The organism is Clostridium yunnanense (assembly GCF_016595795.1).
Lineage (GTDB): Bacteria > Bacillota > Clostridia > Clostridiales > Clostridiaceae > Clostridium_AR > Clostridium_AR yunnanense.
In genome coordinates this window covers 108,120-121,746 of sequence record NZ_JAENHN010000051.1, presented here as the reverse complement: position 1 = coordinate 121,746, position 13,627 = coordinate 108,120, and the positions used below count along the sequence as shown (strand labels likewise).

14 protein-coding genes are annotated in these 13,627 nt (G+C 33.5%); 10 read left to right on the top strand and 4 right to left on the bottom strand.

The features are described from left to right. Positions 1–77: 77 nt before the first annotated feature. The 7 genes from JHL18_RS19495 to JHL18_RS19465 all read left to right on the top strand — a co-directional run bounded on the left by JHL18_RS19495 (position 78) and on the right by JHL18_RS19465 (position 7,080). Positions 78–1,106 (top strand): iron-siderophore ABC transporter substrate-binding protein, encoded by a 1,029-nt coding sequence (locus tag JHL18_RS19495; protein ID WP_200272334.1) that lies wholly within the window; start codon positions 78–80, stop codon positions 1,104–1,106. Next, positions 1,103–2,101 (top strand): FecCD family ABC transporter permease, encoded by a 999-nt coding sequence (locus JHL18_RS19490; RefSeq protein ID WP_200272333.1) that lies wholly within the window; start codon positions 1,103–1,105, stop codon positions 2,099–2,101. Before JHL18_RS19495 ends, JHL18_RS19490 begins: the two co-directional genes overlap by 4 nt. Then, positions 2,098–3,129 carry a FecCD family ABC transporter permease gene (locus tag JHL18_RS19485; protein WP_200272332.1) on the top strand — a complete coding sequence of 344 codons (1,032 nt, stop codon included), beginning with the start codon at positions 2,098–2,100 and terminating at the stop codon, positions 3,127–3,129. The genes JHL18_RS19490 and JHL18_RS19485 overlap by 4 nt, the downstream gene beginning before the upstream one ends. Continuing rightward, a complete protein-coding gene (locus tag JHL18_RS19480; RefSeq protein ID WP_200272331.1) occupies positions 3,129–3,935 on the top strand; it encodes an ABC transporter ATP-binding protein in 807 nt (268 codons plus the stop codon). The genes JHL18_RS19485 and JHL18_RS19480 overlap by 1 nt, the downstream gene beginning before the upstream one ends. A 310-nt stretch (positions 3,936–4,245) precedes the next feature. Next, entirely contained in the window at positions 4,246–5,085 is an 840-nt protein-coding gene (locus tag JHL18_RS19475) for a DUF2268 domain-containing putative Zn-dependent protease (RefSeq protein ID WP_200272330.1), read from the top strand. A gap of 197 nt (positions 5,086–5,282) precedes the next feature. Further along, positions 5,283–5,810: a GNAT family N-acetyltransferase gene (locus JHL18_RS19470; RefSeq protein WP_200272329.1), complete on the top strand. Its 528-nt coding sequence runs from the start codon at positions 5,283–5,285 to the stop codon at positions 5,808–5,810. A gap of 154 nt (positions 5,811–5,964) precedes the next feature. Next, complete coding sequence (locus JHL18_RS19465) at positions 5,965–7,080, top strand: DNA (cytosine-5-)-methyltransferase (protein WP_200272328.1); 1,116 nt, start codon at positions 5,965–5,967, stop codon at positions 7,078–7,080. A 136-nt stretch (positions 7,081–7,216) separates the two neighbouring features. On the opposite strand, the gene JHL18_RS19460 is transcribed toward JHL18_RS19465, so the two are convergent. Continuing rightward, on the bottom strand, positions 7,217–7,522 hold the full coding sequence (locus tag JHL18_RS19460; RefSeq protein ID WP_200272327.1) for a hypothetical protein: 306 nt from the start codon (positions 7,520–7,522) through the stop codon (positions 7,217–7,219). A gap of 199 nt (positions 7,523–7,721) precedes the next feature. On the opposite strand from JHL18_RS19460, the gene JHL18_RS19455 reads away from it, so the two are divergent. After that, positions 7,722–8,420 (top strand): alpha/beta hydrolase, encoded by a 699-nt coding sequence (locus tag JHL18_RS19455; RefSeq protein ID WP_200272326.1) that lies wholly within the window; start codon positions 7,722–7,724, stop codon positions 8,418–8,420. 160 nt (positions 8,421–8,580) lie between these two features. On the opposite strand, the gene JHL18_RS19450 is transcribed toward JHL18_RS19455, so the two are convergent. After that, the gene (locus JHL18_RS19450; protein WP_200272325.1) at positions 8,581–9,033 is read right to left on the bottom strand and encodes a MarR family winged helix-turn-helix transcriptional regulator; all 453 of its coding nucleotides are present in this window, start codon (positions 9,031–9,033) and stop codon (positions 8,581–8,583) included. 295 nt (positions 9,034–9,328) lie between these two features. Between JHL18_RS19450 and JHL18_RS19445 the strand changes: the two genes are divergently transcribed. Continuing rightward, positions 9,329–10,648, top strand: coding sequence for an amidohydrolase family protein (locus JHL18_RS19445; RefSeq protein WP_200272324.1), 1,320 nt, complete (start codon positions 9,329–9,331; stop codon positions 10,646–10,648). A gap of 73 nt (positions 10,649–10,721) precedes the next feature. Here the strand turns inward: JHL18_RS19445 and JHL18_RS19440 are convergent, their stop codons facing one another. Further along, the gene (locus tag JHL18_RS19440; protein ID WP_200272323.1) at positions 10,722–11,486 is read right to left on the bottom strand and encodes a DeoR/GlpR family DNA-binding transcription regulator; all 765 of its coding nucleotides are present in this window, start codon (positions 11,484–11,486) and stop codon (positions 10,722–10,724) included. 164 nt (positions 11,487–11,650) lie between these two features. On the opposite strand from JHL18_RS19440, the gene JHL18_RS19435 reads away from it, so the two are divergent. Continuing rightward, positions 11,651–12,433, top strand: a complete 783-nt coding sequence (locus JHL18_RS19435) for an HAD family hydrolase (RefSeq protein WP_200272321.1) — start codon at positions 11,651–11,653, stop codon at positions 12,431–12,433. Positions 12,434–12,544: 111 nt separating this feature from the next. Here JHL18_RS19435 and rsmH read toward each other — a convergent pair whose 3' ends face one another. Continuing rightward, positions 12,545–13,609, bottom strand: a complete 1,065-nt coding sequence (rsmH, locus tag JHL18_RS19430) for a 16S rRNA (cytosine(1402)-N(4))-methyltransferase RsmH (RefSeq protein WP_200272319.1) — start codon at positions 13,607–13,609, stop codon at positions 12,545–12,547. Positions 13,610–13,627 lie beyond the last annotated feature (18 nt).

Genomic DNA, 13,627 nt, shown 5'->3' with positions numbered 1-13,627 from the left:
TTTCAATATCATTTGCTCGACAAAGCTTAAGATAAAAATGATTCAACAAAATTAGCCTAATAATCAGGAGGGAAATTATGAAACTAAAAGCATTAAGTTCTATTGTCCTTGCATGTGCATTATTAATAACAGGATGCTCAAGCACAGCAGAAAAAAGTCAAGATAAACCTAGCGAAGGGAAAAGTGCTTCTGTCACTTACCCAATTAAAGTTAAACATGCATTTGGTGAAACTGAAATTAAGAAACAACCAGAAAAGGTAGTTACAATTTCTTGGGGAAATCAAGATGTGCCTTTAGCTTTAGGTGTTGTACCAGCTGGTGTATCTAAGGCAAACTACGGTAAGGCAGATGCAAATGGTCTATTACCATGGACAGCAGCAAAATATAAGGAATTAGGTGTAGAAAAGCCTGTTACTTTTAATGATGTGGATGGTCTTGACTATGAGGCCATAAGCAATGCTAAACCAGATGTTATATTGGCTGCATACTCAGGGATTACACAAGAAGAATATAATCTTTTAAGTAAAATAGCTCCTGTTGTAGCATATCCTAAACTTGCATGGCAGACATATTGGCGTGACCAAATAACTACAAATGCTACTGCAATTGGTAAAAAGAATGAAGGGGACAAGCTAGTCTCAGATTTAGAAAAGTTAATAGCTGAAAAAACTAGTAAGTATAATAATATAAAGGGTAAAAAGGTTGCATTTTGCTACTTTAACCCAGCAGATTTAGGTAAGTTCTATGTATATCTTACAACAGATCCTCGTGCTGCATACTTAACTGATTTAGGCTTAGAAGTGCCTGATAGTGTTAAGAAGCTTGGAGAAACTTCAAAGAGCTTTGCCCTTGAAATTAGTTCGGAAAATATTGATAAATTATCAGATATAGATGTTATGGTGACTTATGGAAGTGGTACATTGTTAAAACAACTTCAAGCAGATAAGTTATTAGGAACAGTTCCAGCAATAAAAAGAGGTTCTGTAGCTGTTATAGAAGATGGATCATCACTTGCAGCATCTTGTACTCCTAGCGCTTTATCTATTCCAGCAACAATAGATGAATATTTAAAGATAATTGGAGAGGCAGCAGATAAAGTACAATGAAGCATACAAAAACAGTAGGAATATATTTAGTAGGCATTATTCTCCTGGGTATATGTGTACTAGCATCTTTAGCATGGGGTTCAAAAAATATAGAAATTGGTCAAGCAATAAATGCTTTACTAAATAGTAGCGATACGTCATTTTCTGCAATAGTAGTTCGTGAACGTATCCCAAGAACTATTTTTAGTATAATGGCAGGGGCTTCTCTTGGAATATCAGGAGCCCTTATGCAATCAATAACTAGAAACCCTATAGCAGACCCAAGCATCCTAGGAGTTAATACAGGTGCGTCTTTATTTGTAGTAGTAGGGATAGCATTCTTTAATATAAATTCACCAAATCAATACATTTGGATTGCACTTGCTGGAGCTGCGATAACTTCAGTACTTGTTTATGGTATAGCTTCTATTGGAAATGGAGGCATGACACCAATAAAGCTTGCTTTAGCAGGTTCCGCAACCAGTGCAGTTTTATCCTCTTTAGTAAGTGCGGTTATACTTCCGAGAAGTGAAGTTATGGATGCATTTAGATTCTGGCAGGTTGGAAGCGTAAGTGGAGCAACCTGGGAGAGTATTAGATTAATACTTCCTTTTATAGCAATTGGTTTAATAATAAGCATAGCAGCAACGCCAGCACTTAATGTTTTAGCTTTAGGAGATGATGTTGCAACAGGACTTGGGGTAAATATAGGAGTTATAAGAGTTATATGTGCAGTAGCGGGAGTTATACTATCTGGTGCAACCACTGCAATTGCAGGCCCAATTGGCTTTATAGGTCTAATGATACCTCATAGCATACGTCTTATTATGGGATCAAACTTAAGGGGAATAGTTCCTTTATCAGCTATTGGAGGAGCAGCGCTTTTATTAATTTCAGATGTACTGGGAAGATTAATTGGAAGTCCAGGTGAACTTCAGGTAGGGATTGTTACTGCATTTTTAGGTGCACCAATTCTTATTATCATAGCTAAGAAAGCGAAGGTGAGAGCTATATGATGCAGAGTACTCAAACTATGATCAGGCAAGGTTACACCAAAAGAAAAATTCGCTTAATTAGTGTGAATATACTTCTAATTATTCTAACACTGTGTATTTGTGGAGCGATGCTCATATATGGGAAAACTATCTATTCCTTAGATACAGTCATTAGAGTTTTAAGCGGTGAAGAGATACAAGGTGCTAACTTTGCTATTGAAACCCTACGTCTGCCAAGAATGCTCTGTGGTCTTTTAGCAGGACTAGCTTTTGGTATAGCAGGCAATACTTTTCAGACTATGCTGAGAAATCCTTTAGCTAGTCCAGATATTATAGGTATAAGTTCAGGTTCTAGCATTGCAGCAGTTTTTTGTATATTAGTTCTACATATGAGTGGAAGCGGAGTTTCTATAGCTGCTGTGCTTTCTGGAATTATAGTATCAATTTTCATATATGTATTATCTAAGGGATCTGGATTTTCAGGCGGTAGACTGATACTTATAGGAATTGGTGTTCAGGCTATGATAAATGCACTTATATCATATTTGATTACTAAGGCTTCTCAGTATGATGTTTCCAATGCACTTAGATGGCTAAGTGGAAGCTTGAACGGAGCAAGTATAGAAAGTGTACCAATTCTTTCTGTAGTTGTAGTTATATTTGGAGTTATTATATTAGGTCTAACGAAGCAGCTTCAAATATTAGAACTAGGGGATGAGTTTTCTACAACTCTAGGGGTTAAGATAAATCTAATAAGGATTCTACTAATCATAAGTTCGGTATTTTTAATTGCTTTTGCAACTTCAGTTACAGGACCTATAGCCTTTGTTGCATTTTTATCTGGACCAATAGCATCTAGACTTGTTGGACTAGGAGCACCAAATGTTTTATCATCAGGTTTAGTTGGAGCTTTGTTAGTACTTGGAGCAGACATGATTGGTCAGTTTGCATTTAGTACAAGATTCCCTGTAGGGGTAGTTACGGGAATTCTAGGAGCGCCATATATGCTATTTCTATTGATAGTTATAAATAGGAGGGGTCAAGCGTAATGAGTAAAAAACAACCATTATTTGAGGCAAAGGAAATAGTAACTGGATATGATAAAAAGATAATAATAGATGGAATTGATATAGCTATTCCAAGTAATAAAATTAGTGTTATTATAGGAGCCAATGCATGTGGTAAATCAACTTTGCTGAAAACTCTGGCAAGACTTATTAAACCTGTTTCAGGAGAGGTTGTAATTGATGGGAAGAAAATTACTTCTATGCCTTCAAAACAACTAGCACAAGTTTTAGGTTTACTTCCTCAATCACCAGTAGTTCCTGAAGGTATAACTGTTTGGGATTTGGTTTCAAGAGGTAGATTTCCATATCAATCATTTTTAAAGGGTATGGATAAAACTGATTTTGAAGCAGTAGAAGAGGCTCTTGAAATAATGGGAATAACAGAACTTGCAAATCGTAGTGTGGATGAGCTATCAGGAGGACAACGTCAAAGGGTATGGATTGCTATGGCACTTGCTCAGCAAACAGATATACTTCTATTAGACGAACCAACCACTTATCTTGACATTGCATATCAAGTTGAGATTCTTGATTTATTAACAGATTTAAACCGCAGAAGAGGTACTACTATTGTTATGGTACTTCATGATATAAACTTATCTGCAAGGTATGCAGATTATATCTTTGCTCTTCGCAAAGGAAAATTAATTGATCAAGGTGCACCTTCAGAGATTATTACCTCTGAACTGATACATAATGTGTTTGATTTAGATTGCGTAGTTATACAAGATCCTGTGTCTTCTTCACCGTTCATAGTACCAAGAGGAAGACATCATGTTAGTATATAATTAAATTAGGTTAATGTTGAAGTTTAAAAATAATAGTTCACTTCACCATAAAAACCCGCGATGACATAGATTTATGTTGTTGCGGGTTTTTATTTGGCTATGTTTAATTTCAACAGGTATTTTAACAACACCTTTATCTGAATTTAGAGTATTTTACAAAATAAAAGTTAAAAAGAGAAGAACTAAAAGTAATAAATTACAAACTTTTTTTTGTACATTTACCACATGTAAAAATATGCTATAATTTCTATATAGATGAAGTTACATTAATTCACATTTTAAAAGTATTTTAAGATCGGAAGGAGAACGAATGAATTTAGAAATTATTGCGGTTTATGAAAATTTGGATGGTTATCTTTTGGAGATGGAAAAAGACAATGCAGATTATAAGGAGCTATGGGATAAATATGCTATAATGCCTTACTGGGAAAAACTTAGTCAATGGGCACCTTTTGATATGTCTGACAGAAAGCCAAAGCCAATAAAAGATGTAAACAAATTAAAACAGCAGATAAAACTATTGAAAGAAATGAATCTTGATGAGATTAAGAATGAGTTTTTAGGCGCTGCAAAAGCACTACCTAATTACGATGATGACAAAATAGTAATTGCAATTTATCCTCTTGATGATGAAGAAACTAATATTAAGGAGCAACAGAATGGTGTTCAAGGGGTTAGTGTATTCGGAAATATGTTGATACAGGTTAATCCATTCGCTAAAGAGTATTCTAAGTGGATTCCATATGTATTTGCCCATGAGTATCACCACTCTGTATGGGGAAATTATTGGCATGTAGTTCATGGAGGAAGCACAGGAAGCCTTATTGAAGCATTGCTTATAGATGGACAAGCAGATTCCTTCGCTAAAAGTATTAACCCTACACTAAATCCAAAATGGATTTCTCAAATCTCTGAAAATCAAGAGAAGGAATTATGGAATAACCATTACTCAAAATTATTAAATGAAACTAATTTTGATTATGGAACTTATATGTTTGGAAATGAGGAACTAGGTATACCTTGGTGTACTGGATACTTCTTTGGATATAGAATTATTGATAGTTTTAGAAAAATCTATCCAGATATTACCCCAAAGGAATTGATTGAAACCAGTTCAGAGGAAATCTTATTGAAGAGTGGCTATAGGTAAAATAAAATTTAAAGTTTATTTAAAATCATGATATGATTTCTTTAAAGGATTACATAAGAAAAGTCATCTGATTTTAAATAAATATTATAGAAAGAGATTAAAGTAAATATAATATTTATTTGTGATCAGTATACTAATTAGTAGAAAATTGGTATGCTGATTATTTTATAAGAATATTATTTGTTTTGGAGGTTTTTATGGAATATATCATGTTAGATAGAGAAAGTCTTAATATAACACTATTTGTTAACTTTAAGCGGCATCAAAAGGTGACAAAATGTTGGAGAAAAATTGATGGAAAGTGGTGTATCAAAGAAATTGCTTTTACAGATGAGTGGACGGAAAAAGAATATGAACAATTGATTGGTTACTTAAAAAATACCATAGTAACAGGTGGAATGGTACTTGGAGCCTTCTATAACAAAGAGCTCAAAGGATTCGCATCGGTAGAGCCTAGTTTATTTGGAAAGAACAAAGAGTATTTAGATTTATCTAGCATTCATGTTTCTGAAGATATGAGAGGGAAAGGTATCGGAAAAGATTTATTTCTTCAGGCGAAAATTTGGGCAAAAGAGCATGGTGCAAAGAAGTTGTATATTTCATCACATTCAGCAGTAGAGACTCAAGCATTCTACAGAGAAATGGGATGTGTTGAAGCTGAGGAGTACAATCAGGAACATGTAGATCAAGAGCCTTTTGACTGTCAATTGGAATGCCTAGTGTGAGCATATATAATGCCAAATTTTCTTATGTAGTTATATAAAAATCAAAAGTAATACTAACTTTCAACTAATATGCGATTTAATTCACTTGCTGCGTTATAGGTTTGCTTAAGTGAGGGTGGTAGCATTAAATTATTATATTTAGGGAGGTTTTTATATGGCAACAGTTAAACTTAAAATTGCAGAATTGAGGAAAGCGAAAGGGGTAGGGCAGCATGATTTAGCAAGTACATTAGGTGTATCATTTCAGTCAGTTAGCAAATGGGAAACAGGTGTAACTATGCCTGATATCACGCTTTTGCCCGATATAGCTGAGTATTTTAATGTTTCTGTAGATCAATTAATAGGACTACAACCACTAGAAAATCAAGTATATATACCAAGGAATACAGATAATCGTAGTAATTGTAATGCACAAACTGATAAACTTTACAAAAATAGAAGATACTTTTGGAACGATGACTATTTAAGTTTTATTGTTAATAATGTTTGGAGGATAGAATCGCCAGTTGATATTATTGAATTTAGGTGTGGAGATGGGTATTTTGGAAAACAGTTGCTTGATTTTTTACCTAAAGGAAGCTCTTACACAGGAGTAGATAATGAGCACTTTATTGCTAAGGCAGAGGTTTATTTTAGTAACACGGACTTTGATGTAAGTTTCATGGTATCAGACATATATTCTCTTGAAATTGATAAAAAATATGACATGGCTATCTGCCAGGCCGGCCTGAGACATATGAATAAACCTATGGAAGTACTGAAAAAGATGGTTGATTCGGTTAAGAAAAATGGTATTGTTGCTTGTATAGATGTAAACAGAGAATTTGAGAATGATGGGTTATATCTCGATGATATTAGTTATGATTATCTTTGCACAGCTTTTGATTTTCATGAGATTTGGAAGAAAGAATTGGAATGTGAAGGAAGAGACTACGCAATTGGAATGAAATTGCCATTTTGTATGAAACAGCTAGGTTTGAGGGATATTGATGTCCGTATAAACGATAAGGTAGTTTATGTAAATACTGATATACAGGATTACGAGGAAAAAGTACAGGATTTTATTGAAATCAATGGCTGGAATAAAGACTTTGATAAATTCTATGAAGAAAATGTAATTGAGTTGTTTATGAGTAGAGGAATTGATAGATCTGAGGCAGAGGACTACATAAAAATGCAATCTAAGATAGCAAGATATTTTAAAGATACTAAAAGTAAGAAGTCGTTCTTAAAAGTACAAGGATTACTTATTTCATATGGAAGAAAATAAGTATAAGACATTTTCTAAGTACCGTACTAAATGTTTATTAATACACTATCAAGTTAGAGTAGAAATTTTCAATCGTACTATAAAAAATGGCTTTTAATATGTAGCCATGTAGGTTTAACATAGTCCTCATATTGGTTTAAGAATTTTTCTGAAATCTTAAGCTTACTTCAGTAACAAATACATCAATGCTAACATAAACACTATCAGTAATTCTTTCTTTTAATGGGCTTATGCCAATTAGGAAGCATATTATTGCTGATATTACTGCTCCGTAAAGCAGGATCTTGCCAAAAAATTTATTAGTAGTATCCACTCTGCTATGTTTTTCCAAAGAAAATGGTATCTTTAAGCCCAAATCGCTGATAAGCCAGTTCTTAGGAATAAAATAAAAGATAAGTCCTACTAAAAACATAATTAATGAAATTAAATAATTTAGTTTCAATTTACTCACCTCTTTTTACTTTTATAGCCTAGTAATAAAATTCATGTTTTAACTTCTCTTAGGTAATAGGAGTGTTAAAAAAGAAAATTATTCTTCTGAGTTATATTATATATATAATTGCCAAAATATGCAGTAATTAGAATTGAAATTAAGATTAAAATAAGGTTACTTTGATTAAGTATAAGTTATGGGGGAATATATGATAACTAATAGAAAAGAATTGATAAATAATATACTAGCTATTATATGGGGACCAACCTCAGATAAAGTATATATATATGTTCATGGTAAAATGGGATGTAAAGAAAATGCTGAACACTTCGCTGAAATTGCCATAGAGAAAGGCTATCAAGTGATTAGCTTTGATTTGCCTGAGCATGGAGAAAGAAAAAATGAAGATTATCCTATTATGCCATGGAATGCGGTGAAGGACTTACAGTGCATAAGTGATTATGCAATGAAGCAGTGGGTAAGTGTAAATCTATATGCTTGCAGTTTAGGGGTATATTTTAGTCTTTTAGCTTATAAAGATATGGATATAAAGAAGGCTTTATTTCAATGTCCTGTGCTAAACATGGAGAGATTAATTTTTGATATGATGCAGTGGTTTAATGTAACAGAGGAACAATTAAGAGTGGAAAAAGAGATAGGGACACCAATTGGTGAGACCTTGAGCTGGGATTACTTAACATATTCAAAGGAGCATGCTGTTGATCAATGGAAGTGTCAAACATATATTTTATATCCATCAAAAGATAATTTAACTCCAAAAGAAGTTGTAGATGAATTCGCCGATAAACATCTAGTTAATCTAAGTGTTTTGGATGGAGCAGAGCACTATTTTACCGAAAGAAGATATTTGGAGCAGTTAGAGCTTTGGTTAAGGAATAATATATAGATAAATTTAAAGTTATAATTTACTTAAGTTCAGTGAGCATAAAAGATAGATAAGCAATTTAAGAGTGAAAAAATGATTATAATAAAACATAAATAAGAAACCTTGTAGAGATATTGTCTGCAGGGTTTCTTAGTTTTTTGTATAAAACATTGCTTTTTAATTATTTTATTTTTTTCACTTCTTCTTGAATATCAGCTGTGATAGCTGAAGTCTTGATTTTATAGCTAGCGCTAACTACTATGCTTCGTTCTTCTGGAGTAAGGTCAGCTAACAGGGTTTCATTCCATTGCTTTATGAGTTTATTCCAGTATATCCTAAATTCTTTGGCAGCTTCGGTAGCATAAACCTTTTTAACACGTTGGTTGGTGGAATCCTCAGTTCTTGTCAATAAACCTAAGGCTACTAAGTTTTTAATAGAACGTGTTACAACTGATTTGTCAATGGATAAGTTGGTACCGATGTCATCTTGGATTGTTCCAGGATTAGCACTAACATATATTAAAACCATAGCTTCAGAGAAACTCATATTTCTATCAGCTAAGGCTGCTTTTATATAAAGTTGCGATTTTCGATATATAGCACCAAAATAATTGAGGAAATATAGCTCTTCCATTTATCTGATTCTCCTTCATTGAAGTTAAAATAGCTCTAACAAATAGGATTTGTTTTATTTTTATTATATAGAAGGATATTGTAGTATGCAAGTAAAAAAGTAGATATTAGCAACAATCTTCAAAATCAACTGTTGACAAAATCAACTGTTGAAAATATAATGAGATTAACTTAAGAATAAAGGATATTATCCTTAGATTTTATGAAGATAAGTTTGGAATTCATGAAAGAGTGGATAGGAAATAAAAATTTTAAAACCATGATCATTCTCATGGATAAAGAAGGAGGAAAATGAAATGAGTAAAATAGAAAATCAAGAATTAAAGAATGGAAGATTCACTGCTATTGTTAATGCTCGCATTTTTAATGGAGAAAAAGTCATTGATGAAAGTTCTGTAATAATTGATGGTAAGAATATAATTGCTATTGGTGGAGAAGTACCAAAAGGGGCAGTAATTATCGATGCAAAAGGTTCCACATTACTACCTGGTCTTATTGATTCCCATGTGCATACCTCAGAAGATGGTCTACGACATGCATTGAAATTTGGAGTTACAACTGAATTAGAGATGATGGGAGGTTATACAAAAAGTGGTCGTGAAATACAGTTAAAGGGAATTGATGATATTGCAGATGTAAGGTCTGCTGGAATGGGAGTAACACCTCCTGGTGGACATCCCGATGAATTAATGGGTGGGGATGGTATTCCTGATTTTGTCCTTAAGGAAATGGAGAGGATGACAGAGGAAGAAAAGGCTGCATTTATAGCAGCTCATGAGCAGCAGCATAAGCATGAAGAAGAAGCACCTTCGGTAACAACCATTCAAGGAGCAATAGAGCATGTAAGAGAACAAGTCTCCCAAGGCGCTGACTATATTAAAATTCTAATTGAAGAAGGAACTGTAATGAATTGTCCAGGTTTGCCTGTTTTAAGTGATGAAATTTACAAAGCAGCAGTAGATGAAGCACATAAATTTGATAAAATAGTCCTTGCTCATGTATTAACAGCAGAGTCTTCAAAAAAAGCTATTGATTTTGGAGTGAATGGATTGGCACATATATTTATTGATCGCCCAGCCTGGACTCCAGAATTGATAAAGATCATTGCTGATAGCGGGGCTTTTGTAACACCATGCTTAGTGCTTAACTCTTCTATTATTGGTAATGCTGCTTCTAATTTAGCAAATGATCCACGTGTTAGTTCAAGACTGAGTGAGGAATGGATAGATACATTGAATTCAAGCTTTAATACATTTCCACAAGGAAGTATGAAGAATAATTATCATAATGTGATGGATCTTCACAAGGCTGGAGTAGATATTTTAGTAGGTACAGATGTATCTGTTCCAGTTCCAACCCTTGGAGGACTTGCTCATGGTGCTAGTGTACATCATGAACTACAATTACTAGTAGAGGCGGGCTTTACACCGATTGAAGCCCTTAAAGCAGCAACTTCTGTTCCAGCTAGACGCTTTAGTCTTACTGATAGGGGACACATAGTAGCTGGAGCACGTGCAGACTTATTATTAGTTGATGGTGATCCAACCACTAATATATCAGATACTCTATCAATTAAGGAGATTTGGATTAAAGGAAAACGACTTAAAGATATATAATATAAGAATTCCAAAACCTCACTTAAGAAGTAATTTTCAGTGAGGTTTTTTATAAAAAATAATAGTTATAATATCACATCAAATTGATGTCATATTGTTGAAGTAAAGTAAGAATAGGATCACTAGGGGGAGTTTCAGTAATAATTCCATGAAAATCAGATATGTTTGCAAAGTTATAGATTCCATCTAGGTTAAAACGCTCATTTGGAGCCATTAAAAATAATTCCTTGGAGATTCCCATAATTGCTTTTTTAGTACCAGCATCCTCGGATTCACAAGAACTTACACTTCCATCACCAAGATCAATGCCGCCACAACCCATAAAAGCTTTATTGCAACGATAGAGTTTAATTTGCTCATTTGAGTGAGAACCAACATTTCCACCAATAACAGGATCATAGTCTCCACCTATAAAGATAGTATGGACCTTAGAATCTGTTCTAATCATTGATGAAATCTCAACCATATTTGTAATCAAAGTTATATTCCTATTATTTTCAGTAATTAGTTTAGCAAGAAGATAGGATATACTTGAGGCATCCAAGAAGATCGTATCGCTATCCTTTATTAGTTCATAGGCTTTCTCTGCAATAATTTCCTTTAAATCAGTATCCTTTTCAACACGTTTTGAGAAGCTTTCCCCACTAACAATAGTTCTTTTTATATTAATAGCACCACCATAGGTACGCTGTAATAGGCTATTTTTTTCTAAAACCTGAAGATCCTTTCGAATCATGCTTTCACTAACTCCAAATTGCACACTTAAATCCTTTACTAATACTTTTCCTTCGCTTTCTAATATATCTAATATTTGTTTATGCCTTTCTTCAATAAACATAAGTTTCCTCCAAGTTATTCTCATTTAATTCTATTTTATCAATGAAATTATGGAAATGCAATTGAAATATTGACAAATGGGAATTAACGAAATAAAATGATAATGAATGGTAGTTGTGAAAAAAAGTGAAAAATAACAACGTGTTTAGGAGGATAAGAAGTAATATGAAGAAGGCAGTGTTTTTTGATATTGATGGTACATTAATTGATTGTTTAAATGGATTAACAGATATTACTCCTAGAGTTAAAAGAGCTATACGTGAATTGCAGACAAAGGGAAATCATGTTTTTATTGCTACAGGAAGACCCTATGCTTTTTTAAATGAGGCATTAATTAATTTTGGATTTGATGGTTTTGTACTTGCTAATGGAGCATATGTAAAAGTTGGAGATAAATGCATCCATAAGGAGGCTATTGAAAAAGAAGTTGTTAGAGAATTAGTTGATAAGTTTGAAGAACTTAACATTGAATATATACTGCAAGGGGAAGAATACTCATACATCAAGGATGATCATAAGTCTCTCCATTCCTTTTATGATAATTATAATATATCTAAAAAATATTTAACTGGTGAATTTGATCTAGAAGAGATTGAAGCTTACAAACTTGAAATGTTATGCAAGGACCAAAAAGGAATAGATTTTTGTGCTTCCTTAGGAAAAGATAGATTTTCATATCTTGACAATCCAGATGGATCTTTCGAATTATATTCTAAAACACATTCTAAAGCCTCAGGAATTCTAAAGGTATTGGAATTTTTAGATATACCTGTAGAAAATAGTTATGCCTTTGGAGATGGAAAAAACGATATCGAAATGTTGTCTACAGTTGGTTGCGGAATAGCTATGGGAAATGCTGATGACTTCGTTAAAAGCTATGCTAAAAAAGTTACTGATACTGTGCATAATGATGGTGTAGCTTTGGAAATTGAAAGATTTATTCTGTGAAATAAGGAGTAGGCTATATGCTAAATTATTGAATGAAAAAAACTGGATTCTGTAAAACTCGGAATCCAGTTTTTTGCCCTTTTAGGCATATATAAGATCTAAAATTAGATATTATGCTTTGATTGCCCAACGTAATTTGGCACAACTTGCACGACCATTGGCACGGCATTCTTCTGCTGATGGACGAATAGGTTCTGTTGCTATTTCGGAATAAATACCTTCGCGGAAGAAGTGTTGAAAGGATTTTTTAACGCGACGATCTTCTCCTGAATGAAATGTAAGTATGGCAACACGACCACCTTTAGCTAGAACATTAGGAAGTTTTTCTAAAAACTCATCTAGCACTTCAAACTCATGATTGACATTAATTCGTAACGCTTGAAAGGTTCGCTGACAGGATTTTTTTATATCATTGTCTTTGATTTTTGGAACATATTTCAAAGCGTCTTTGATGATATTTCGGAGTTGTGTTGTTGTAGCTATATCAACTCCTTTTTTTATACTGGAAAGAATAGCACGAGCGATTACTGCAGCATGAGGCTCGTCGGAATTTTCAATCAACATATCTTCTATTTCAAATAGAGTCATTTCTTTTAAAAGCTCTGCTGCTGAGATACCTAAATTCGGATTAAGTCTTAGGTCTAATGGACCCTCGAACTTAAAGGTAAAACCTCTATCAGGATTATCTATTTGCATCGAAGAAACACCTAAGTCTGCCAATACAAAGTTAAAGGACTCTGATTTTGGAGTAACCTCATCTATTTGAGAAAAATTCATTTGCTTAATCTCTAAAATTTCAGGACCGTAACCCAATTGTTCTAAACGATTTTTGGTCCGTGGCAGTTCAATAGGATCTACATCAAGTGCATATAAGCGACCTTTTTGATCTAAACATTTAAGCATCTCTAAAGTATGACCGCCATAACCTAGTGTGGCATCTAAACCGGTTTGTCCTGGCGCAATTTGGAGAAATTCCAATATTTCTTTAACGCAAATTGAAATATGCATGCCTGCAGGTGTATTACCCTTCTGAATAATCTTTGCAATATCATCAGCGTATTTTTCTGGGTTTAGTTCTTTATATTTTTCTTTAAAATTCTTAGGGTGAGTACCTTTATAACGAGTACGGCGTTGGTGCTTGGGAGTTTTCTCATCCAATGTGTTATCTAGATCCATTATCTTCCCTCATTTTTA